The organism is Pseudomonas putida (genome assembly GCF_009883635.2).
In the GTDB taxonomy this organism is placed as follows: Bacteria; Pseudomonadota; Gammaproteobacteria; order Pseudomonadales; family Pseudomonadaceae; genus Aquipseudomonas; species Aquipseudomonas putida_W.
The window spans coordinates 376,893-399,910 of sequence record NZ_CP026115.2; the positions used below are offsets into that span (position 1 = coordinate 376,893).

The window sequence follows — 23,018 nt, forward strand, 5'->3', positions numbered from 1 at the left end:
GCATTGCGAAAGACATGGGGGGCTAATCTAGGCGGCTCAGCGATGCTTTCCCAATGGCATTTATCGATCATCCGATAACGCCGCGTTATCGCTCTCCTCCCCCTCGGCCCGCGTGGGCCAGCAGGATTTCAGCGAACTCCAGCGCCGCCCCGCTCAACGGCTCGCCCTTGCGGGTGAGGATGCCGTAATCCTGGGGCGCCAGGTGCAGTGGGGTGTCGAGGTTGACCAGCACCCCGCTGGCCAGGTGCGGCTCGACCATCGCCTGGGGCAACATGCCGATCATCGGCCCGCCCAGCAGCACCTTGAGGAAAGTCTGCATGGAGATGGTATCGATGGTATTGCGCGGTACCGCCACGCCAGCCTCGGCGAATGCCCGCTCCATGCGCCCGCGAATGGGTGTGCCTTTGGGGTAGAGAATCCACGGCCACTCCAGCAGTTGCGGCAGGGTAACCGGGCCGGCTCCGCTCAACGGGTGTTGATCGTTGACCACGAAGCAGAACGGTTCCGGCGCCAGCGGCTGGAAGTCGAAGCGCTGCTGCTGGGAAGCGTCGGTAAAGCGGGCCACGGCCAAGTGCAAGTGTTTGTCTTCAAGCATGGCCATCAGGTGATCGCTGGTCTGCTCCACCACCTCGATCGACAGCAATGGCTTGCGCTGTTTGATCTCGACGATTGCATCCGGCAGCGCCACGGCAGTGGCGGCAAAGATGCCGCCTACCTTCAAGTGCCCGTGCCCGCCCTGGCGCAAGTTGTCAATCTGGTCGACGAAGTTGCGCGCATCGTTCAAGGCGACCTGGGCATAGCGCAGCACCTGCTCGCCAAGCGCGGTGGGCGGCATGCTGCGCGGCAAGCGTTCGAACAGGGCGAAACCGAGCAGGTGTTCGATCTCCTTGAGCATCTTGCTGATCGCCGGCTGGGTCAGGTTCATCTGCTGCGCCGCCACATGCATGTTGTGCGTGCGCCCGAGGGTCTCGATCAGCAACAGATGGCGGAACTTGAGCCAGTTGCAAACGTGGGAAAAGGAAAGGTCCGACATGCAAGCCCCTGTCGCTGCGATAACCGCTTGTTATTGAATGGTGAGATTAAGCCATTGGAGTTTATCGCGCCGCTTGCCTAGCGTGCAGCTCTCACGTTCCGAGAGATTGCGATGCCATGCCGATGACCCTCACCCCCGCCAACACCCTGCCTGCGGACGGCCTGACCGGCACCCTGATCGGCCGCGCCTGGACCCCCGGCGAACCCGGCGGCCCCTCCCCGATCGCCTTGCGCCCCGACGGTGTGTTCGACCTGTCCGAACGCTTCGCCACCCTCAGCCAGCTGCTGGAAAGCGAAGACCCATTGCATGCCGTGCGCAGCACCCCGGGCCGCTTCCTGGGCAGCCTGGAAGCGTTGCTGGCCAACAGCGGCGAGGCGTTCGACGCCAACCAGCCTTACCTGCTTGCCCCGGTCGACCTGCAAGTGATCAAGGCGGCCGGCGTGACCTTCGCCGCCAGCATGATCGAGCGAGTGATCGAAGAGCAGGCCGCCGGTGACGCCAGCAAGGCCGAAGCAGTACGCGCCACCGTGCATTCGGTGATCGGCGACAACCTGCGCGCGGTGCGCCCTGGCTCACAACAGGCCATGGCCCTGAAGGCGCTGCTGATCGAACAAGGCATGTGGTCGCAATACCTGGAAGTGGGCATCGGGCCGGATGCCGAAGTGTTCACCAAGGCCCCGGTGCTGGCGGCGGTTGGCAGCGGCAGCGCGATCGGCGTGCACCCCGGCTCGGCGTGGAACAACCCCGAACCTGAGGTGGTGCTGGCGGTCGACAGCCGCGGGCGCATCCACGGCGCCACCCTGGGCAACGACGTCAACCTGCGCGACTTCGAAGGCCGCAGCGCGCTGCTGCTGAGCAAGGCCAAGGACAACAACGCCTCGTGCGCCGTCGGCCCATTCATCCGCCTGTTCGACGACACGTTCGACCTGGACGCGGTGCGCCACTGCGTGGTCGGTCTCGAAGTCCAAGGCGAGGACGGCTACCGACTGGTCGGCAGCAGCTCGATGGACCAGATCAGCCGCGACCCTGAAGACCTGGTGCGCCAGACCCTCAACGCCAACCATCAATACCCCGACGGTTTCCTGCTGTTCCTTGGTACGCTGTTCGCCCCCATCGAGGACCGCGACCAGCCCGGCGCGGGGTTCACCCACAAGACCGGTGACCGGGTACGCATCGCCAGCCCCCTGCTTGGCCAGTTGCACAACCAGGTCACCACCAGCGACCAGGCAGCGCCGTGGACCTTCGGCCTCGGCGCCATGATGCGCAACCTCGCCGCCCGCGGCCTGCTGCATCGCTAAAACAACAAGAGAGCATGACATGACCGATACCGCGAAACGCCCGCTGCGCAGCCAGCAATGGTTCGACGACCCGAGCCACGCCGACATGACCGCGCTGTACGTCGAGCGTTACATGAACTACGGCCTGACCCGCGACGAACTGCAGTCGGGCCGGCCGATCATCGGCATTGCCCAGACTGGCAGCGACCTCACCCCCTGCAACCGCCACCACATCGAACTGGCGCAACGGGTCAAGGCCGGCATCCGCGATGCCGGCGGCATTCCCATGGAGTTCCCCGTCCACCCGATCGCCGAGCAGAGCCGCCGCCCCACTGCCGCCCTGGACCGCAACCTGGCCTACCTGGGCCTGGTGGAGATCCTCCACGGCTACCCGCTGGACGGCGTGGTGCTGACCACCGGCTGCGACAAGACCACCCCGGCCTGCCTGATGGCCGCGGCCACCACCGACCTGCCGGCCATCGTGCTGTCGGGCGGTCCCATGCTCGACGGCCATCACAAAGGCCAGCTGATTGGCTCGGGTACGGTGCTGTGGCACGCCCGCAACCTGATGGCCGCTGGCGAAATCGACTACGAAGGCTTCATGGAAATGACCACCGCCGCCTCGCCGTCGGTGGGCCACTGCAACACTATGGGCACGGCGCTGTCGATGAACGCCCTTGCCGAAGCCCTGGGCATGTCACTGCCAGGCTGCGCCAGCATCCCCGCGCCCTACCGCGAACGTGGGCAGATGGCCTATGCGACCGGCAGGCGCATCTGCGAACTGGTGCTGCAGGACGTGCGCCCGTCTTCGATCATGACCCGCGAAGCCTTTGAAAACGCCATTGCCGTGGCCTCGGCACTGGGCGCCTCGAGCAACTGCCCGCCGCACCTGATCGCCATCGCCCGGCACATGGGCATCGAGCTGTCGCTGGACGACTGGCAGCGCATCGGCGAAGACATACCGCTGCTGGTCAACTGCATGCCCGCCGGCAAGTACCTGGGCGAAGGCTTCCACCGCGCCGGTGGCGTGCCAGCGGTGATGCACGAACTGCGCAAGGCCGGCCGCCTGCACGAGGCCTGTGCCACGGTCAGCGGCAAGACCATCGGCGAGGTGGTCAGCGATACGGTTACCAGCAACCGCGAGGTGATCCTGCCTTACGACGCACCGCTCAAGCACAGTGCAGGGTTCATCGTGCTCAGCGGTAACTTCTTCGACAGCGCGATCATGAAGATGTCGGTGGTCGGCGAGGCTTTCCGCAAGACCTACCTGGCCGAGCCCGGCAAGGAAAACAGCTTCGAGGCCAGGGCCATCGTGTTCGAGGGCCCGGAGGACTACCACGCGCGCATCGACGACCCTTCGCTGGACATCGACGAGCGTTGCATCCTGGTGATCCGCGGCGCCGGTACCGTGGGTTACCCGGGCAGCGCCGAAGTGGTCAACATGGCGCCCCCGGCCGCGCTGATCAAGCAAGACATCGACTCGCTGCCCTGCCTGGGCGACGGCCGCCAGAGCGGCACCTCGGCCAGCCCGTCGATCCTCAACATGTCGCCGGAAGCGGCGGTCGGTGGCGGCCTGGCCTTGCTGCAGACCAACGACTGGCTGCGTGTGGACCTCAACCAGCGCCGCGTCGACCTGCTGGTGGACGATGACGAAGTGGCGCGCCGTCGCGCGGCATGGAAGCCGAACATCCCGGCCTCGCAGACGCCCTGGCAGGAACTCTACCGTCAGCTTGTGGGACAGTTGTCCACCGGTGGCTGCCTGGAACCGGCGACGCTGCACATGCGTGTGATTGCCCGGGAAGGCGGGATGCCGCGGCATTCGCATTAAGTGTGTGATCTCTGTGGTTCAGTCTTCGTCAGAAGCGCTACCCCTCGCCGTCGTCTGGGGACTGACCACAAGGCCTTCCATGCAAACGCTGTTGAACGAGATTCTCGACCAAGTGCGCCCCTTGATCGGCAAGGGCAAAGTGGCTGACTACATTCCTGCGCTGGCCGATGTGCCAGCGCAACAGCTGGGCATCGCCGTGTATGGCAACGATGGCAGCTACTACTGCGCAGGCGACGCCCTGGTGCCGTTTTCGGTGCAGAGCATTTCCAAGGTGTTCAGCCTGGTCCAGGCGATTGGCCATTCCGGTGAAGCCATCTGGCAGCGGCTGGGCCACGAGCCTTCGGGCCAGCCGTTCAACTCGCTGGTGCAGCTGGAGTTCGAGCGCGGGCGCCCGCGCAATCCCTTCATCAATGCCGGCGCACTGGTCATCTGCGACATCAACCAGTCGCGCTTCGCCGCGCCCACGTTGTCGATGCGCGATTTCGTCCGCCGACTGTCGGGCAACCCGCACATCGCGATCGATGCCCGCGTCGCCGATTCGGAGTACCAGTTCCGTGCGCGCAACGCGGCCATGGCTTACCTGATGCAGTCCTTCGGCAACTTCCACAACGAAGTCGAAACGGTACTGCGCAGCTACTTCAGCTACTGCGCGCTGCAAATGAGTTGCCTGGACCTGGCCCGGGCGTTCTGCTTCCTGGCCAACGACGGGTTCTGCAAGCACAGCGGCGAGCAGATCCTGAGCCGACGCCAGACCCAACAGGTGAACTCGATCATGGCCACCAGCGGCCTTTACGACGAGGCCGGCAACTTCGCCTACCGCGTGGGGTTGCCCGGCAAGAGTGGCGTGGGCGGCGGGATCGTGGCCGTCGTGCCGGGGCAATTTACCGTGTGCGTGTGGTCGCCAGAGCTGAATGCGGCGGGCAACTCCTACGCAGGGATGGCGGCGCTGGAGCTGCTCAGTTCACGAATTGGATGGTCGGTATTCTGATCAGCCTACCTGCATTTGCGTGAGCCCCAGCACCCCGGCCAGGATTGTAATACTGCGAAACATTTTTGTGCGAATTTAAGTTGTACGACATCCTATCTACTATGATCGACTACGCGCTGCTCTCACAAAAAAAACAAATGGAGTCACCATGTCGAGCATACCTTCTGTCGAGGGAAAAGCTGCCGCAGCCCCTCAAAACCGCCTTGCAAAACTGGTCAAGCTGCTTGGCCCCGGTATCATCGCGGTGCTGTCGTGGCTAGGCGCAGGAGATCTGATAACCTCATCGGTCGCCGGCGCAAACTACGGTTACGCCATGATGTGGGTGCTGGCCGTTTCGCTGCTGCTGCGCTACCTGATCGTCAACATCATCGCCCGCTTCCAGTTGTGCAATAACCAAGGCATGACCATCCTGCAGGGCTATGCGCAGCTGCACCCGGTGTTCGCCTGGTTCATGCTGGCCTATGCCCTGCTGATGGGGCACCTGATGAACGCCTACATGATCAAGGGCGCCGGCGAAGCGCTGGCGATGCTGCTACGCATCGACTACCCGCTGCTGTGCTCCATCGCCGTGGTGCTGGCGGTGTGGATGCTGGTGGGGCGCAACATCTATGCGATGATCGAAGGCGTAATGAAAGTGCTGCTGGCCGTGATGACCCTGGCCTTCCTGGCGCTGGCGCTGATGTCTGGTCCGGACGTTGCAGGTATCGTCAAAGGCACCATCGGTTTCAGCATCCCAGCCGACGAAGGCGTGCACGGCGCCTTGCTGGTAGCGGTCTCGGTGATCGGCGCCGTGGCAGGTTCGGTCGCCAACTTCGTGCACCCTTACGTGATGCGTGAAAAAGGCTGGGTCGGTCCGCAACACAAGCGCGTTCAGCGTAACGACCTGCTGTTCGCCGTTTTCGTGGGTATCGTCATCAACCTGGCGATCTGGATCGTTGGCGCGGAAATCCTGCGGCCCAACGGCATCGAGGTGAAAACCTTGGGCGACCTGGGCAAGGCGCTGGAGATGTTCTTCGGCCCGATCGGCTGGTACATCTTCTTTGTCGGCGTTTTCGCCACCTTGTTCGCCAGCATTTCTGGCAAGACCACTGCGTTCCCGATGCTGATCACCGACGCGTTCCAGCATGTGAAGCCCGGGCGCCGCGAGCGCTATGGCAAGGAATTCCACAACGACCCGATGCACAAGTGGTTCATGTTGTTCATTCTGGTGACGCCACTGGTGTGGTCGATCCCGGGGATGCCCGACTTCGTGACCCTCACCATCGGCGTGAGCGCGCTGAACATCATCGGGCTGCCGGTGATCTCGCTGGGCCTGCTGATCATGTCCAACCAGAAATCGTTGCTGGGCAAGGAATACCGCAATAACTGGTTCGAGAACATCGCGCTGGCCTTCGCCACCGGCCTGGCGTTGTGGGTGGCCTTCCAGCTGGCAACGGACCTGATCGCCTGAGGATAACGGGTGGCCCCGGCTCAATGGTGGCCGGGGCTGTCTTTGCCACCTCCGGCCCTACGAGCCAACACCACCTTGATGCAGACCAGCAGTGGCGCTGCCACGGCAAAAAGCACGGCCACAGCATTGAACGCGGTGTCGAAGGCGATAACCGCCCCCTGCCCCGCAATCGCCCGCCCCAACAGGCCAAGCGCAGCCCGGCCAGCCGCCAGTGGGTCCATGCCCTCCAGCCTCAACATCGACGTGGTGGATTCCAACCGTTCAATCACGGCTGCCGTGCCTGGGCTGACGTACACACCGAGCGTTTGAGTGTTGAGCACGGCGTGGCGGTCGAGTAGCGTTTGCAACCCCGTCACCCCCAGCAGTCCCCCACCTGGCGGCCAGTGTTGAACAAGCCGATCCCGCTGGCAAGGTTGCTCCGGCCCAGGTTGCCGAAGGCGATCAGCGTCAACGACAGGAACAGCAAACCCAGCCCGGCACCGCGCAGCATCACTGCAGCCATCATGTCGCCCATGCCACTCTGCTGGGTCGACCCTGACAGCATCCACATCGCGACCATGATCGCCACGATTCCAAAAGGCACCGTGGCAAAAGGCGCGAGCCCGCGCCGCTGGATCAGGTAAGCCACCCCCAACAGCACCGCAATGAACACGCCCCCACTGGGTAACAGCAGCAAGCCCGCGTCGCTAGCGGTGAAGGCCAGCACCGATGTTGCAAAGGCCGGGATGACGTAAGCGCTGCCGAACAATGCGGCGCCAGCGACGAAGCTGACAATGAAGGCGAAAGTGAAGTCGCTCGAGCGGAACACGCTGAAGTCGAGAAGTCCCTGCCCTTCGCACAATAACTGCTGGCCAAGCAACAGCAACATCGCCGCGATACCGACCACGCCAGCCCAGCGTATGTGCGAGGCCTCGAACCAGTCCCAGCGGCTGCCCTGGCTCAGGACGTAGGTCAGGCACAGCAGCGCGATGGCTGCCAGTATGGAGCCCGGCCCATCGAAGCGCCGCTGGCCTGGCGGAGCATGGGCAGGTGGCTCGGCGATCAGCAGCACACCGGCCGCCGCCAAGGCCAGCGGTAGCACACTGAGGAATAGCCAAGTCCAGTCACGGCTGTCGATCAGCCAACCCTGCAGGCAAGGCACCAGCGCTGCGGGCGCGACCACCGCGCCGATGGCGAACAGCCCTTGCAGCAGGGGTTGCCGGTCTTTGCTGCAAGCCAGAAAGACCACCGTTTGCCCCGCCACCAGCATTACGCCGCCCGCCATGCCCTGGCAGGCCCGCAAGGTGACCAGCCCGTTCAGGTCCACCGTCCACGCAGCGCCCGCACAGGCAACGCCCATCAGCAAGGTAACGCCGATGAGCAGCGTACGCGGCGCCATGCGGCCCAGCAGCCAGGGCGCCAACAGAAACCCCATCAGCTTGCAGGCGGTATACGCGACGTCCAGCCAGGCGATCTCATCCGGCGTGGCAGAGGTATCGCCCATGATGTCGCTGCGCCCGAGCGCCAGCACGCTGCTGGCGATGGCATCGGTAAGGGCGGCCAATACGATACCGGCTACCAGCAGCCAGCCGCTGTCTGCGCGACTGCCCACCTGCCGGGCATTCACGAGCCGCCTCCTGCCTCGATCCGCACCCGCGCCGAGAGCCCCGGCACGATGCGCCCCGGTAGTGGGTTATGGGCCAGGCGAATCTTCACCGGTACCCGCTGCACCACGCGCACGAAATTACCAGTGGCGTTATCTGGCGGCAGCAAGCTGAACGCCGCCCCACTGCCGGGTGCAAAGCTGTCGACGACACCTTCAAGGCTACCAGAAGGGTAGCCGTCAAGGGTGACCGTGGCGCGTTGCCCTGGCTGAATATGCTCGAGCTGGGTTTCCTTGAAGTTGGCCACGATCCACACGCCATCAACCGGCACCAGGTCAATCAAGCCGCCACCCGGCGTGACGAAGCGCCCTACCCGCACCTGCCGGTTGCCAATTACCCCGGCTACCGGTGCCCTTACCACAGTGTGCTCCAGTTCGAGCGAGGCCAGGTCGCGTGCTGCCGTGGCCTGGGCGATGGCTGCGACTGCCGCCTCACGCTGGGCCTCCAGCACGTCGATACGCAGGCGCTGGGCATCGAGCGTCGCCGTAGCAGCGGTGAACCCGGCCTCGGCGCTGCTGCGGGCAGCCTCGGTCTGATCGACCAGGGCCTGGCTGACCGCACTGTACTGGATCAGCTTACGGCTGCGTTCGTGGGTCTTGTCGGCCAGTTGCCGTTCGGACCAGGCTGACCGGCGCTGGGCCTCGGCCTGGCGAACCTGCGCCTGCTGCAGGCGGGCCTGGGCCTCGACATCAGCCAGGCGCGCCTGCGCGGCCTTCAGGTTGGCCTGCGCCTCGGCCAGGTGCGCGCGGTAGTCGCGGTCATCGATGCGGAACAGCACATCGCCCGCAGCGACCTGCTGATTGTCCTGGACTTCGACCGCCGTGACATAACCTGACACCTTTGCCGACAGTGATGTGATGTCGCCACGCACGTAGGCGTTGTCGGTAAATGCCGCCTCCCCCGCGCGCAACATCACCCAGCCAACCGCCAGCACCAGCAAGCCCACTACACAGAGGCCGGCGCCTAGTTTCTTTTGCCTGGCCCGCCGCGCGGTCATGGATGCGACGGCCTGCTCTGGTTCATGTGTGTTCATGATGGGTTGTCCTGTACTCGGCCCTGCCGACCTGTGCCGGCCAGCAGGGCCGAAGGCTCATTTGTCGCTCGGCGTGACCAGTACCGTCTCGTTGCTGTCGAGCACGAACACGGCCATCAGCTTGGCGGGCTTGCTGTCGCTGGCATTGGCGCTGACACCGTGGAAAGCACCGGGCGCCTCGTACCAGTTTTCGCCAGGTTTGTAGACCTTGGCCGGCTCGCCATTGACGCTGCTACGCACTTCACCTTCGAGCACGGTGGCATAGATGAAGGCCGATTTCGGGTGCCGGTGCGCAGGCGACGCGGCGCCCGGGGCGTAGTCGACGATTACCCCGCGCATGCTTTTGCCCGGCACGTTCGGCAGCGGCCGGTCGAATACCACGGTGACGTTGCTGCGCGGTGGCTCGGCGGCCAGCGCCGAGCTGACGGCCAGCGCACTGAACGCGGCGGCCAGGAGAGTACGGGTGAACATGGTGATACTCCTCGTGTTGATTACCGGGTTGGATGATTCACTGGCGTGCCAGCCAGGCCTCGAAACGGGTGGTGCCCAGCCGCGCGCCTTCGCCCGGGGTCAGGGCCTTGTCGTCCAGTTCGGCGCCAAAGTAGCGTGCGTGCACATCCGCCACCACGCGGCGTGGATCGCCGCTCAAGCGCAGGTACCGCCGCACCAGTTCATCCAGCGGCACTGCCTCGGGGCCTGCCACTTCCAGCGTGCCATTGGCCGCAGGTGCCAGTGCCACGTCGGTGAGCGCCTGGACCACATCGTCCGATGCCATGGGCTGGAACAGTGCCGGCGACAAGCGAATCTCCTCGCCTGTCGCGCCGGCCTGGGCGATGCCTTCGACAAACTCGAAGAACTGCGTGGCGCGCAAGATGGTGTAGGGCACCTCGGCACGCTTGATCAGCGCCTCTTGCGCCACCTTGGCCCGGAAGTAGCCGTTTTCCGGTAGCCGCTCACTGCCGACGATCGACAGCGCGACATGGTGCCCGACGCCCGCCGCCTTCTCGGCCGCCAGCAGGTTGCGGGTGGAGGTTTCGAAGAATTCGAGCACCGCCTGGTCCTCCCAGGACGGAGCGTTGGCCACATCCACCACCACATCCGCGCCGTTCATTGCTTCGGCCAGACCCTCGCGGGTAATGCTGTTCACTCCCGTGCTGGGTGCCGCCGGTACGGCCTGATGGCCGCGCTCGCGCAGGCCATTGACAAGCTTGGAACCTATGAGGCCAGTGCCTCCGATGACCACGATTTTCATGGGGCTGTCTCCGCTTGCACGACCGCAACCATTGCCGTCGTCTGGGGCCCAGCATGCGCCGCAGCGGGTGCAGCGTCCTTGCCCGCCGGCTGGTTTTAGCTCCAGGCAAGCTTGGTTTTGCGTCCAAACTGTTCAATACGCGCCCAAGCCTATGCAGCCAGCGAAGCGCTGCTTTATCATCGGCCCATACCTGATAACAGTCGCCTCGGACACGAAGCCTAGGGCGTGCGAGGGACACCACGTGCCATTTGAGTTTGACGGCTTTGTGCTCGACGAACAGCGCAGGGAGCTGACCCTGTGCGGGCAGGCCGTGACCATTGGCCCGCAGGTGTTCGACTTGCTGCTGCAACTGGTCACCCACCGTGACCGGGTCATGGGCCGCGAAGAGCTGCTGGCGCAGGTGTGGAATGGCAAGATCGTCTCCGAATCGACCATTACCAGCCATATCAATGCCGTGCGCCGGGCCATCGGAGACTCCGGCGAAGAGCAGCGACTGCTGCGCACCGTTGCCCGCAAGGGCTATCGCTTCGTAGGCGAAGTGGTGCAAACCAAGCCCGCTGAAGCCCCCGCAGCTGCCGAACCTGTCGTCACCGTTGCACTCTCGCTCCCGGACAAACCCTCGATCACCGTGCTGCCGTTCCACAACCTGAGCGGTGACCCGGACCAGGAGTATTTTGCCGATGGCATGGTCGAGGACATCATCGCCGCGCTGTCGCGCATCCGCTGGCTGTTCGTCATCGCCCGCAATTCCAGTTTCACCTTCAAGGGCCAACGTTACGATGTGCAGCAGGTGGGCCAGGCCCTTGGCGTGCGCTACGTGCTCGAAGGCAGTGTGCGCAAGGCCGGCAAACGGGTGCGCATTACTGGCCAGCTGATCGAAGCCAGTACCGGCGAGCATTTGTGGGCAGAACGCTTCGAGGGTCAGCTCGACGACATTTTCGAGCTGCAGGATCAAGTGGCCGAAAGCGTGGTGGGCGCCATCGCGCCCCAGTTGGAGCGTGCCGAGATCGAGCGGGCCAAGCGAAAGCCCACAGCCGATCTGTGCGCCTACGACTACTACCTGCGCGGCACCGCCAAACTGCACAACGGCACCCGCGAAGCCATTGCCCAGGCGCTGCCGCTGCTCTACCAGGCCATCGACTGCGATACGGAATACGCCTCGGCCTACGGCATGGCCGCATGGTGTTACTTCTGGCGCAAGCTCAACGGCTGGATGGATGACCGTGCCGAGGAAATTGCCGAGGGCTCCCGCCTGGCGCGCCTGGCCGTTGAACTGGGGCGTGACGACGCTGTGGCGCTGACCCGCGGCGGGCATGCGCTAGGGCATCTGACCGGCGATCTGGATGGTGCCATCGCCCTGCTCGACCGGGCGCGCCTGCTCAATCCCAACTTGGCCCCAGCCTGGTACCTGGGCGGGATACTGCGAGCGCTGCGGGGCGAAACGCAGACAGCCATCGACAACCTCAACCACGCCGCACGGCTTAGCCCGCTCGACCCGGAAATGTTCCGCATGCAGGTGGGGATGGCGTTGGCGCACTTTTTTGCCGGCCGCCTCGATGAAGCTGCGGCATGGGCAGAAAAGTCGCTGGGGAACCTGCCCAGTCTGCTGGCGGCAGTGGCTCTGCTGGCGGCAAGCCATGCGCTGAGCGGGCGAATGGATAGCGCGCACCAGGCGATGCAGCGCTTGCGCGCACTGGACCCGGCACTGCGGCTGACGCAGTTGCGGGCCTGGTTGCCGATTCATCGGGATGAGGATTTGGCGCGGTTGGCCGAAGGGCTGAGGTTGGCGGGGTTGCCAGAGTAAGGGCACAGCTGTGACGGACGGCCCAGGTAACACCCAGTAGCCGCAGCCCACGGTGTGCGCCACGTCACGTTCCGAAAACCGCTAGTACATGCGTACTATTCTCACCGCGCAACCCCCTCCCGATACTTCCAGCCTTGTTTTGTTGCACCCAAGGAACGCCATCGCCCGCAGGGCTGGCAGCCACGTGCGTGGCATCTAATGGAATATCCGGAGTCGTCATGAACCCCCTTTTCAGACTATCCCCGCTCGCCTTCGCCATCACCCTCGCCATGCTGCCCAATGCCCACGCAGTGGACTACACCCTCGATAGCGGCGAAGACAATTTCAGCAGCGACCGCGCCTACGATGGCACGGTGTCGCTGCGCCCCGGCAACGGCGTGCCCGCCACCCTGACCATCAACAACGGTGCCGAACTCACCAGCAAAGGTGGGCGAATCGGTGGCTCGTCCACCAACAGCGAAGCCAGCACGGCCATGGCCACTGTCACGGTACAAGGCCCAGGTACCCGCTGGTTCGTACCGCGCACCACAGCCGTGTTAGGTAACACCATCGTCGTCGGCGGCGCCGGCCAGGGCACGCTCAACGTGCTCGACGGCGGCGAAGTGTTTGTGCGCGACCTGCAGCTCAGCGACAACGGCAATGCCGGCAATGGCCTGTCGCGGGCAAACCTGGTGGTCGACGGCCAAGGTTCCAAGGTGGATGCCGTCGAGGTGACCTCCGGCGGCACCTTCCTCTACGACTCGCGCATCACCCTGCGCAATGGCGGGCAGCTGCTCAGCGACCGTGTGGCCATCAACTCGATCAGCGACCTGTCCGGTGCCAACACCCGCTGGGACAACACCGGCAGCTTCACCAACCGCAACGACCTCAGCCTGAGCGACGGCGCGGTACTGACCAGCGACACGATGAGGCTAGGCTCGGCCAACCTCAGCCGCAACACCGTGGTCAGCGTCACTGGCGCAGGCACGCGCCTGGCCACGCGCGCGCTGACCTTGGGCACCACCACCTCCAGCACCACCCTGGTGCTGGCCAACGGCGCCGAGCTGAGCAGTAGCGAAGGCATCGACATCAGCGAGCTGACCAGCATCAACTCGGCCGCACGCGGCGCCCTCAGCATCGGGGGGGCAGTGGTCAGGGACGACAGCCGCACCGATATCGACGCCATCAGCGCCAGCGCCGCACAAGCCGCCGGCCGTCTCGACCCGCAAACGGCGATCCGCTTCGGCGCCGGCAGCGGCGCGCTGTCGTTCAACCACACCGACAGCGACCTGCAAGTGAGCAACAGCATCAGCGGTGCGGGCCGGGTCTACAGTTTCAGCGGCAACACCACCCTGAGCGGCGACTTGAACGGGATGTCCGGCAGCACCGTGGTACGTGGCGGGCGCCTGGTGCTGGCCGGCGATGTCGACCAGAGCAACCCGCGCGGCACCTCGCTGCTGAGCATCGGCAACGGCACCCTGGTGGTCAACGGCACCGTCGGCCACACCGACGCCCTTGGCAACTACAGCAACCGCGCCCAGGTACTGGACGGTGGTGTGCTGGCCGGCAGCGGCCAGGTCGGCACCACCCAGGTCGCCTCGGGCGGCACCCTCTCGCCGGGTGAAGGTGCATTGGGTACCCTGAGGATCAACGGCGACCTGGACATGGCGGCCGGCTCGCGTTACGCCGCCGACATCGCCGGTGATGGTGGCTCCGATCACGTCAACGTCAGCGGCACCGCCACCCTGCGTGGCACACGGGTCGATGTCACCACGCTCAATGACGCGCAAAGCTACCAGACCGGGCAAACCTATACCTTGCTGGCCGCCCAGGGCGGCGTGGTGGACGGTGCGGCTGCCGGTACTGCCTATGCACAGGCGTTCACCAACTCGGCGTTTCTCGACGTCAGCCTGCAGCGCACGGCCAACGAACTGAACCTGACCATCGCGCAGAAACCCACCACGCCGGAGCCACCGGTCGAGCCCCCGGTAGAGCCCCCCGTGGAGCCACCCGTCACGCCACCGGTGCAGCCGCCCGTCGAGCCACCGGTTCAACCTCCCGTCGAGCCCCCTGTCGAACCGCCCGTACAGCCACCGGTCCAGCCCCCGGTCCAGCCGCCAGAAACCGGCGGGCCAGCCACCCCAGGCATCTTCCAGACCGTGGCGCTCACCGAAAACCAATGGAACACCGCAGGCGCACTGAGCGACCTGCAGCAGAGCGGCGAGCCGCTGCGCCTGTACAACAACCTGCTGGTGCTCGATGCCGACACCGCGCGCACTGCCATCGACCAGCTCTCCGGCGACTACCACGGCAGCACCGGCACCGCGCTGATCGCCAACAGCCAAGTGGTCTCCGGCGTGCTGAACACCCGCCTGCGCGACCTGTTCGACAGCACCGCAGTGCGCATGCCGCTCGGCGCCGCGAACTTCATGCCAACCACCCCTGAAGCGCAAGGCGGCGCCTGGGCGCAAGCCTTCGGCAACTGGTCGAAGCTGGACGGCAACAACGGTGCCGGCGGCCTGCACCAGCGCACTGGCGGTGTGCTGATTGGCGCCGACGGCAGCATTACCCCGGACTGGCGCGCCGGCCTCTACGGTGGCTACAGCCGCACCAAGTTCGATGCCGATGACCGCGATGCCAAGGGCCACAGCGACAACTACCACCTTGGCCTGTACACCGGCGCCCAGCTCGATGCCCTGCGCCTGAGTGCAGATGTCGGCTACACCTGGCACAAACTCGACAGCAAACGCAACGTGGCCTTTGCCGGGTTCAGCGACCACCTGAAGGGCGAGCGCGACGCCAACACATTGCAGGCCAGTGGCGAGGCGGCTTATCGCATCGGCCTGGGTGAAGTGGCGCTGGAGCCGTTCGTGGGCGTGTCGTACGTGAAGTACGACGCCGACAGCTTCCATGAGAAAGGTGGGGCTGCGGCGCTGGATGTGTCCAGTGAGAAGCAGGACACCTGGTTCTCGACCGTGGGCATGCGCGCTTCAACCCGTACCCGCGTGGCGGAACACGAAACCCAGTTCTATGGGTCGTTGGGCTGGCGGCGAGCGTACGGTGACCTCGACCCGCGCAGTACCCAGGCCTTTGCCGGTGGGCCTGACTTCGCGGTGCAGGGCATCGCCCAGACGCGCGATGTGGCGATGACGGAAGTGGGCGCGAAAGTGAAACTGAACCGCCAGACCGATGTGGGGCTGTCGTATCAGGGCCAGTTCGGCTCAGATGCCCGCTACCACTCGGTGAATGCAGGGATTACGGTTCGCTTCTAGCTTTCGCAGTTACAGCGCGGATCTCGAGACCTGCGCTGTAACTTTATGGGAGCCGCGCTTGCCGGCGATGGGCCGCAAAGCGGCCCCCAACAATCCAAGCTCCAGCGCTACCTTGCAGGAGTACCCATCAGCTCATCAGAAGCGCGTCAATTGCAGTTCCATGGTTTGCGACATCAGCATCGACCCCGGCCGCAATGGCTCCGGCTCACCGACAGGACAAAACCCACTGCTCTCATACAAGTGCATGGCAGCACTCCGTGCGATCGTCACCCCCAGGCAGACACGTTCCGCACCCCGCCTTACCGCCCAGGCGATGGCGGCATCCAGCAACGCCCTGCCCGCTCCAAGTCCGCGGGCCGAAGGACCTACCCACATCTGGAAAAGCTCGACGACAGCAGGCTCGGCAGCCGAGGACTTGCACCACACAAGGCCACAGGGCTCGGTTTGTTGAAATGCAATCAAGACCTGAACGCTAGTGGACATCGCAGCTGCGCTGACCCGAGCGGCCCAGTCTGAATCCTCCCTGACGGCCTCACCTTCGTATTGGCTTGCAAAAGCATCCGGTGAGTCTTGCAAGGCTCTCAAACGCAAGGCTCGATAGACCCGCCATTCACTTGCCTCCAATGGGCGTACGAACACCATGTTTTCTCCCGACAGTGTGTTTCACTGGCTTAGGCGATATCGATATCCGTCAAGCCGACTAGCTCAGCCTGGGCCAGTATCTCGGCGAGCGTGGCAGCTGCAGCGCCTGCTCACGAACTTGGCGCCGTCTCCTCCTGTTTGAAAATACGGAATCCACGCGCCTGATAGTTTCGCAGCGCGGCAGGATGGTCGAATGTGCAGGTATGTACCCAAACCCGCTCCGTACCCTGCCACTGCCATGCGGAGCGAACAGCATGGCTCAAGAGCGCACCACCGAAGCCGCACCCCAGAAACTGAGGTGCCAGCCCAAAGTAGCGAATTTCGCTGTTACGCCCATCCGGGCGATAAAGCTCGTAATAGCCGGCTATTGCACCACGGTGATAGGCAACCCAGGTACGGTGGCAATCCTGCTCAACGAGCGCCTGCCAGTCAGACAGCGTCCAGACGTCAAGATCGCCCCACTCCCAAGGCGTGCCAATTAGCTGGTAGAGAAACCGATTAAGTTCCGGCTGAGGCACTTCACATTCGATGATCTGGAGGTCGTCAGGCTGAGGCTTTGCCTTCAGCTCGGATGCCGAAGCCATTTCCAGGTAATACGTGGTGCAAGACTGTTCCATTTGAGGCTCCCTACTGCTTCCCGCTAACCATCAACCATTTATGAAGACGAAGCTACGTGGGCACCTGGCCAAGTCACAGCCTGCGCTACGATCACATCCTTTCCATTGAACGTCAGTGCAGGCCCGCCATGGAGTTGATAGCCCAGCTTCAAGGCATCACTGACCCTGTGGCAAAAGGAGGCATCGTCGGGGCCGGTCAGCACTCGGTAAATCGGTAATCCATCCGGTGGTTGAGTCATCTGTTCGGTCCTTGCGGTAATAGGTGTGTAGCCCGAGATTACTGTTAATGGCAGGCGGACGGCTACGACCAGATCGCATCTGGAGCGTGGCCCTGTAGGAGCGAGTTCACTCGCGAAGAATCCAGCACGGTGTGTGGCACAAACATGAAATTCTGGCGATTGGCCAGTTCTTTCAGTTATCCTGCGCGGCCAAATTGATTCAAATTGTAAGGGACTACAATGAAACACCTGCGCCAATTGTTGGCGGCAGTGTTGCTCTGCGCAACCACTTTGCCCGCCATTGCCGCCAGCACCCCCGCGTCTGCACCAACCACCAGCGAACAACCGCACCTGACCGCCGAACAATGGCTGGCCACGCTCAAGCCTCAGCACGGCAACATCACCCTGCCCAGCGGCATCGCCAGCCTGCAACTCAACAACGAGTTCTACTACCTGTCGCCAGACGACACCGAGCGCCTGCTGACCGAAGGCTGGGGCAACCCACCGGGCTTCAAGACCCTCGGCATGATCATACCGAACGCCGTCAACCCACTGGCGGACAACGGCTGGGGCGTGATCATCAGCTACAAGAACGACGGCCACATTTCCGACGATGACGCCGCCAAGATCGACTACGCCGACCTGCTCGAGCAGATGAAGGCCGAGGACGAGGAAGACAACAAGCAGCGTCGTGAGGAAGGCTATGCCGGCCTGACCCTGTTGGGCTGGGCCGAGCCACCGAGCTACGATCAGGCGACCCACAAGATGTACTGGGCGCGCGAGCTGAAGGCCGAAGACGCCGACCAGACCACGCTGAACTACAGCATCCGCGTGCTGGGCCGCGAAGGCGTGCTGGAGCTCAACGCCGTGGCGGCGATGGCCGACCTGCAGACCATCAAGCAGGAAACGCCGAAGATCCTCGCCTTCACTAACTTCACCGATGGCAACCGCTACGCCGACTACGACGCCAAGACCGACAAGCTGGCGCCGTACGGGCTGGCCGCCCTGGTCGCCGGTGGCATCGCCGCCAAGGCGGGCCTGTTCGCCAAGATCGGTGTTGCCTTGCTGGCGTTCAAGAAGTTCATCGTCCTGGGCTTGGTGGCCATCGCCGGATTCTTCGGCAGGCTGTTCAAGCGCAAGCGAGCCTGACTCTGGCCTGGCTCACCCTTGCTGGGTGGGCCACTGCCACGATTGGTCGAGTCGGTTTGTGGGGCTGAGCAGTCACATGTTGTTACGCCGTCTGGCTAATAAAATCAGATTTAGCCCCTTCCTTGTAGGACCTTTCCCAAAGATACTGCCGACGCCCATTTTTCGTTGCACATGGTCAATGTGGATCCTAGTCTCGGCCGGTCACTGCCAATTCAGCGATCGGTTTTGACAGACCGTCGATTGTTGTCCGTGTGCACACGCTTATGGCGGCTGTACGTGCGGGCACATTATTGTGCGCCGAGTGCCAACAATCTCGGTCTGTCAACCCGCGTACAGCTGCCACCCTCCCGTTTGACAGCGAGGCGGATCGCAGCTCAACCATTGTTGGAGCGTAAGCATGCTGAAAGTAGTTCCTGACCCACCCCACAATCTCCACTCCCTCGAAGATACGCTGATGATGGCGGCAGACTACGCACTTTGTGCAGAGGTCGTTGCCCAGCAGGCAATGCTGATGCAGCCCAAGTCACCTGTGTCGCTTTTGATCATGACGTCAATGCATGAGCTCGAAACCCTGCGCAAATTGCTCGAATCAGCGCTGGTTCAAATCCAGAAACCAGCCGACCCGCAGACGCTGCATTAATTCGCATCATGATCCTGCCTGGTCTGACGCTTTCGTCTTCGGATCCCCAGCTTGCGAGCGATTGGGCCAGCCCAGGCAGCTACAACTTCAGGGAGATCAACCAATGGCCACCGAAGAAACCAAATTCACAGTCGGCAAAACCACCTTCTACCAAGGTGATAACCAGACCCACCCGCTCTTCCGCATCGAACCCGGCATCCCTTGCCAAAGCGCCCGCGAACAGGCTTCTGAATTGATGGGCTACGTCCGCGACCTGACCATCGACGGCCTGATGGAAGACAAACCTCAGCTGCTCTGGGCCTCGCACTACCTCAGCGCCCTGGCCAAAGCCCTGCTCGATGATGCCGAACTGGGCATGATGAAAGATTGAAACAGTTCACCACCGGCACCGCCGCTTTCATTCATGTGGGAGCCGCGCTTGCCGGCGATGGGCCGCAAAGCGGCCCCAACAATTTAAGCCCTGCTCTAACTCCCAGGAGAATTCACCAATGCTCCAAACCAACACCCCGAGCAGTTCAAGCGCCAGCAGCTCCAGACCATCCCAGCGACTGCTAACAGCCATCCCTGGGATACCCGCCCCCAAGCCAAAGAACAAGCCACAAAACTGTTGGACTGCGCCCGTTACCTCAACCACATCGGCGTCATGCTAGGCGACCACCGAAGAGTCGCTGCCTCCCAGAACCTCAACATGATGGTCCGCGCCCTGTTTGATGAACTCGAACACAGCCGCCCCCGAACCCCAGCTGACCGGTAGTAACGCCGCCTCAGTTCGGCCACAATCGGTCACTCAGTTCAAGCTGGGACGCACCGGATGCTCACCACCCTCGCCATCGGCAACTACCGCTCGATCAACCACCTTGTGTTGCCACTAGGCCAACTCAATCTGGTGACGGGTGCCAACGGCAGCGGCAAATCCAATCTCTACAAGGCCCTGCGCCTGCTCGCCGAAACCGCCCAGGGCGGCGTGATCGAAGCGCTTGCCCGTGAAGGCGGATTGGATTCGACCTGGTGGGCCGGGCCTGAGATGAGTGCGCGCATGAAGCGCGGTGAAGTGCCCATCCAAGGCCAGCATCCGAGCGACGTCAAACGCCTGCGCTTGGGTTTTGCCACCGAGGATTTCGGCTTTTCCATCTCGCTCGGCCTGCCGATTCCCCTGCCCTATCCCAGCGCCTTCATGCTCGACCCCGAGATCAAGAGCGAAGCCATCTGGGGCGCCGGCGCCTACCGGCCTGCTGCCTTGTTGGTAGAGCGCAGAAACGCCATGGTGCGTGCCCGCGAGGGCAACAGCTGGATAGTGCTCGATCAGCATGCCGACAACTGTGAGAGCTTCTTCAACATCGTTGGCCGCCCACGGCAAGCACCGGAAATCGGCGAGTTGCGGGCCTTCATCAACAGCTGGCGGTTCTATGATCACTTCCGCATCGACCGCGACGCGCCTTGCCGTCAGCCCCAGCTGGGCACTCGCTCACCGGTGCTGCACCACGATGGCCGCAATCTCGCCTCGGCGCTGCAGACCATTATCGAGATCGGTGAAGTTGAAGACCTCGTAGCCGCACTGGAGGACGCATTCCCCGGCAGCCGCCTCGAGATAGATGCGCCACCGGGTGGCCTGTTCAGTGTGCGACTGCATCAGCACGGGCTGCTACGCCCGCTGGGTGGCGCCGAGTTGTCGGACGGCACGCTGCGTTATCTGTTGCTGATGGCCGCGCTTCTCACTCCACGGCCGCCATCGCTGATGGTGCTGAACGAACCGGAAACCAGCCTGCATGCCGACCTGCTGCCAGCCTTGGCCCGGCTGATCATCCGCGCCTCGCAACGTAGCCAGGTGTGGGTGGTGTCGCACAGCAGGCCGCTGATCGAGGCATTGACGGCGTGTGAGGGGTGCAATGTGCTGGAGTTGGAGAAGGTACAGGGCCAGACCCAGTTACGCGGAGTTGGGCTGTTGGATGAACCGCTATGGCGCTGGATAGACTGATCCATGAGCCGGGCGGGATATCCGGCGAAGAAGCGCATCAGGTGGCGATGAAGTATGCCGCCAGGCCCTTGGCCAAGTGCCAAGGTTTCCAGAAGGACAGATGATCGAACATTCGGCTGGAGTTGCCCGCCAACCCGGCCACCGCGAGATAGACGAACCACTTTCGCAGCGCTTTGGAGAGTTTTCTTTTCACGAATCGCAACAGACGGCACACCTTGGAAAATGCCCTGTCGCCAGAAAGGAAAAAGCCCAACACATTGTTGGGCTTTAGCGCCACTCCTCACCGCGCACAGGAATGGCAGGACGGCGCTATGTTCGGCAAAGCGGCAAAGGAAGTCAATCGGCCATTCTCCCGAAAAGCGCCTCCTGCTTTAGAGGCTCTACTCCAGCGGTTTTCGCCTCACCTGCCATTTCGTCCAGCGTTGTCCCCTACAGGGGACATCGCGCCTTGCCACCTCAAGTACAGTCATCTGCACACCTGAATACCTACAAGAAAATAGGATGTGCACCGCCATGCATAACCCCCACAGCGCGCCGCGCCGCTCCCTCTATTTCAACTACCAGGTCTTCCCTGCCCACACCGCCAGCGTCGGCGCTGCCCGCCCTGAGCGCAAACCGGTGGTGGTGGCAGGCGCCGGCCCGATCGGCCTGACCACTGCCCTGGACCTGGCCCGCCATGGCATCGCCTGCGTAGTGCTGGCTGCAGAGCGGCAAGTGAGTGAAGGCAGCCGGGCGATCGTGTTCACCCGCCGCTCGATGGAAATCCTGCAACAGGTGGGTGTCGCAGGCCGTGTCAGCGAACTTGGCTTGCCGTGGAGCTGTGGCAATTCGTTCTACCGCAACCGGCTGGTGTTCCGTATGGAGAACCCACACGACCCAGACGACCGCTTCGCGCCCATGACCAACCTGCAACAGCCCTGCCTGGAGCAGTGCCTGGTCGAAGCCGCCGAGGCCAACCCGTTGATCGAGCTGCGCTGGGGCAACCGCGTGACCGGTTTGATGCAGCATGACGATTTCGCCCGGCTGGTCATCGACACCCCCGCCGGTCACTACGAGTTGGACGCTGACTGGGTAGTGGCTGCAGATGGTGCCCGCTCGACACTGCGCACGCTGCTCGATCTTAAACTTGAAGGCACCGCCTACGAAGGCCGCTTCGTGATCGCCGACATCAAGATCGACCTCGGCCTGCCCACCGAGCGCCTGGCCTACTTCGACCCGGCCTGGAACCCGGGCAACACCGTTTTGATGCATCGCGAACCGGGTGATATCTGGCGCATCGACTACCAACTGCCGCCAGACGAAACTGCGGAACAGGCGTTGCAGCCCGAATCCTTGCGCGAGCGCATCAATGCCCAGTTGCAGATGATGGGTGTAGAAGACCCGCAGTGGGAAATGGACTGGAGCTCGGTCTATTCGGCCCGCGCCCTGACCCTGCCGGACTACATTCACCAGCGCGTGATCTTCGTCGGCGACGCGGCGCACCTGTTGCCGATCTTCGGCGTGCGAGGTGCCAACACCGGCTTCCAGGATTGCCATGGCCTGGTGTGGAAGCTGGCCCTGACCCTCAAGGGCCTCGCGGGCCCCAAGCTGCTGCCGTCCTACTCCAGCGAACGCGTGAGTGCCGCGCGAGAAATCATCAGCGAGGCCGGCAAGAGCACCCGCTTCATGGCGCCACCACGGCGGGCTACCGCCTGGTACGCGATGCGGTGCTGTCGCTGTCGCTGACCCAGGCGTTCGTCCGGCCGCTGTATCACTGGCGCACCTCGCGCCCACACGACTACGCCGACTCGGTGCTCAACTGTGCGGCTGACGACAACGCGCGCTTCACCGCCGGGCCACGCAATGGCGCCCCACTGCTGAACATCCGGCTGGCCGAGGACGCCTACCTGTTCGACCGCCTGGGCGCCAGCTTCTACCTGCTGTGCTTCACCGACAGCGATTGCATCCCGACCGACGTGATCGAGCAGGTGCAGGCCATCCGCAGCAACGGCGTGCGCTTGGAGATCATCGCGATTGCGCAAAACGCCCAAGCCTCCATCAATGGTGCAGACCAGCTGATCGACGACACCAACGGCCATATGGCCGCCAAGTATGGCATCACCGGCAATGGCGCCTATCTGGTGCGCCCGGACCAGCACATCTGCGCCCGCTGGCTGCAGCTGTCTGCTGCACAACTGCACACCGCCGTCGACACCGCCCTGGGCAAACACTGAGAGGA

General features: G+C 63.5%; 20 protein-coding genes and 1 pseudogene. 12 read left to right on the forward strand and 9 right to left on the reverse strand.

From position 1 onward, the window contains the following. Positions 1 to 85: 85 nt before the first annotated feature. Positions 86 to 1,033, reverse strand: a complete 948-nt coding sequence (locus tag C2H86_RS01710; RefSeq protein WP_159411186.1) for a LysR family transcriptional regulator — start codon at positions 1,031 to 1,033, stop codon at positions 86 to 88. Positions 1,034 to 1,149: 116 nt separating this feature from the next. Between C2H86_RS01710 and C2H86_RS01715 the strand changes: the two genes are divergently transcribed. The 4 genes from C2H86_RS01715 to C2H86_RS01730 all read left to right on the forward strand — a co-directional run bounded on the left by C2H86_RS01715 (position 1,150) and on the right by C2H86_RS01730 (position 6,576). Further along, positions 1,150 to 2,331 carry a fumarylacetoacetate hydrolase family protein gene (locus C2H86_RS01715; RefSeq protein WP_159411187.1) on the forward strand — a complete coding sequence of 394 codons (1,182 nt, stop codon included), beginning with the start codon at positions 1,150 to 1,152 and terminating at the stop codon, positions 2,329 to 2,331. Positions 2,332 to 2,350: 19 nt separating this feature from the next. After that, positions 2,351 to 4,138, forward strand: coding sequence for an IlvD/Edd family dehydratase (locus C2H86_RS01720; protein WP_159411188.1), 1,788 nt, complete (start codon positions 2,351 to 2,353; stop codon positions 4,136 to 4,138). 79 nt (positions 4,139 to 4,217) lie between these two features. After that, positions 4,218 to 5,126 (forward strand): glutaminase B, encoded by a 909-nt coding sequence (gene glsB, locus C2H86_RS01725; protein ID WP_159411189.1) that lies wholly within the window; start codon positions 4,218 to 4,220, stop codon positions 5,124 to 5,126. A gap of 148 nt (positions 5,127 to 5,274) precedes the next feature. Continuing rightward, complete coding sequence (locus C2H86_RS01730) at positions 5,275 to 6,576, forward strand: Nramp family divalent metal transporter (RefSeq protein WP_159411190.1); 1,302 nt, start codon at positions 5,275 to 5,277, stop codon at positions 6,574 to 6,576. A 20-nt stretch (positions 6,577 to 6,596) separates the two neighbouring features. Here C2H86_RS01730 and C2H86_RS01735 read toward each other — a convergent pair. The 4 genes and pseudogenes from C2H86_RS01735 to C2H86_RS01750 all read right to left on the reverse strand — a co-directional run bounded on the left by C2H86_RS01735 (position 6,597) and on the right by C2H86_RS01750 (position 10,504). After that, positions 6,597 to 8,182, reverse strand: a pseudogene (locus C2H86_RS01735) (MFS transporter). Continuing rightward, positions 8,179 to 9,252, reverse strand: coding sequence for an HlyD family secretion protein (locus C2H86_RS01740; RefSeq protein ID WP_159411191.1), 1,074 nt, complete (start codon positions 9,250 to 9,252; stop codon positions 8,179 to 8,181). The pseudogene C2H86_RS01735 and the gene C2H86_RS01740 overlap by 4 nt, the downstream one beginning before the upstream one ends. Before the next feature lie 57 nt (positions 9,253 to 9,309). Beyond that, positions 9,310 to 9,723, reverse strand: a complete 414-nt coding sequence (locus tag C2H86_RS01745; protein ID WP_159411192.1) for a cupin domain-containing protein — start codon at positions 9,721 to 9,723, stop codon at positions 9,310 to 9,312. 37 nt (positions 9,724 to 9,760) lie between these two features. After that, positions 9,761 to 10,504, reverse strand: a complete 744-nt coding sequence (locus C2H86_RS01750) for an SDR family oxidoreductase (RefSeq protein ID WP_159411193.1) — start codon at positions 10,502 to 10,504, stop codon at positions 9,761 to 9,763. A gap of 241 nt (positions 10,505 to 10,745) precedes the next feature. Between C2H86_RS01750 and C2H86_RS01755 the strand changes: the two genes are divergently transcribed. Then, entirely contained in the window at positions 10,746 to 12,308 is a 1,563-nt protein-coding gene (locus C2H86_RS01755; protein WP_163985932.1) for a winged helix-turn-helix domain-containing tetratricopeptide repeat protein, read from the forward strand. A 218-nt stretch (positions 12,309 to 12,526) separates the two neighbouring features. Further along, positions 12,527 to 15,559 carry an autotransporter domain-containing protein gene (locus C2H86_RS01760; RefSeq protein ID WP_159411195.1) on the forward strand — a complete coding sequence of 1,011 codons (3,033 nt, stop codon included), beginning with the start codon at positions 12,527 to 12,529 and terminating at the stop codon, positions 15,557 to 15,559. A 135-nt stretch (positions 15,560 to 15,694) separates the two neighbouring features. Here the strand turns inward: C2H86_RS01760 and C2H86_RS01765 are convergent, their stop codons facing one another. From C2H86_RS01765 to C2H86_RS01775, 3 genes are all read right to left on the reverse strand, one after another. After that, the gene (locus C2H86_RS01765; protein WP_159411196.1) at positions 15,695 to 16,201 is read right to left on the reverse strand and encodes a GNAT family N-acetyltransferase; all 507 of its coding nucleotides are present in this window, start codon (positions 16,199 to 16,201) and stop codon (positions 15,695 to 15,697) included. Between the two features lie 110 nt (positions 16,202 to 16,311). Continuing rightward, complete coding sequence (locus C2H86_RS01770) at positions 16,312 to 16,818, reverse strand: GNAT family N-acetyltransferase (RefSeq protein WP_159411197.1); 507 nt, start codon at positions 16,816 to 16,818, stop codon at positions 16,312 to 16,314. 38 nt (positions 16,819 to 16,856) lie between these two features. Further along, positions 16,857 to 17,057 carry a DUF1737 domain-containing protein gene (locus C2H86_RS01775; protein ID WP_159411198.1) on the reverse strand — a complete coding sequence of 67 codons (201 nt, stop codon included), beginning with the start codon at positions 17,055 to 17,057 and terminating at the stop codon, positions 16,857 to 16,859. 219 nt (positions 17,058 to 17,276) lie between these two features. Here C2H86_RS01775 and C2H86_RS01780 point away from each other — a divergent pair, with 219 nt between their 5' ends. The 4 genes from C2H86_RS01780 to C2H86_RS01795 all read left to right on the forward strand — a co-directional run bounded on the left by C2H86_RS01780 (position 17,277) and on the right by C2H86_RS01795 (position 20,800). Further along, positions 17,277 to 18,185, forward strand: a complete 909-nt coding sequence (locus C2H86_RS01780) for a DUF2167 domain-containing protein (RefSeq protein ID WP_159411199.1) — start codon at positions 17,277 to 17,279, stop codon at positions 18,183 to 18,185. 397 nt (positions 18,186 to 18,582) lie between these two features. Next, positions 18,583 to 18,825: a hypothetical protein gene (locus C2H86_RS01785; protein WP_110638620.1), complete on the forward strand. Its 243-nt coding sequence runs from the start codon at positions 18,583 to 18,585 to the stop codon at positions 18,823 to 18,825. Between the two features lie 103 nt (positions 18,826 to 18,928). Beyond that, entirely contained in the window at positions 18,929 to 19,195 is a 267-nt protein-coding gene (locus C2H86_RS01790) for a DUF3077 domain-containing protein (RefSeq protein WP_079228827.1), read from the forward strand. A 441-nt stretch (positions 19,196 to 19,636) separates the two neighbouring features. Then, positions 19,637 to 20,800: an AAA family ATPase gene (locus C2H86_RS01795; protein ID WP_159411200.1), complete on the forward strand. Its 1,164-nt coding sequence runs from the start codon at positions 19,637 to 19,639 to the stop codon at positions 20,798 to 20,800. Positions 20,801 to 20,837: 37 nt separating this feature from the next. On the opposite strand, the gene C2H86_RS01800 is transcribed toward C2H86_RS01795, so the two are convergent. Then, positions 20,838 to 21,002 (reverse strand): hypothetical protein, encoded by a 165-nt coding sequence (locus tag C2H86_RS01800; RefSeq protein WP_159411201.1) that lies wholly within the window; start codon positions 21,000 to 21,002, stop codon positions 20,838 to 20,840. A 311-nt stretch (positions 21,003 to 21,313) separates the two neighbouring features. Between C2H86_RS01800 and C2H86_RS01805 the strand changes: the two genes are divergently transcribed. Both C2H86_RS01805 and C2H86_RS28290 read left to right on the forward strand, forming a co-directional pair. After that, a complete protein-coding gene (locus C2H86_RS01805; RefSeq protein WP_240349675.1) occupies positions 21,314 to 22,525 on the forward strand; it encodes an FAD-dependent monooxygenase in 1,212 nt (403 codons plus the stop codon). Next, positions 22,507 to 23,013 carry a hypothetical protein gene (locus C2H86_RS28290; protein WP_240349676.1) on the forward strand — a complete coding sequence of 169 codons (507 nt, stop codon included), beginning with the start codon at positions 22,507 to 22,509 and terminating at the stop codon, positions 23,011 to 23,013. Before C2H86_RS01805 ends, C2H86_RS28290 begins: the two co-directional genes overlap by 19 nt. Positions 23,014 to 23,018 lie beyond the last annotated feature (5 nt).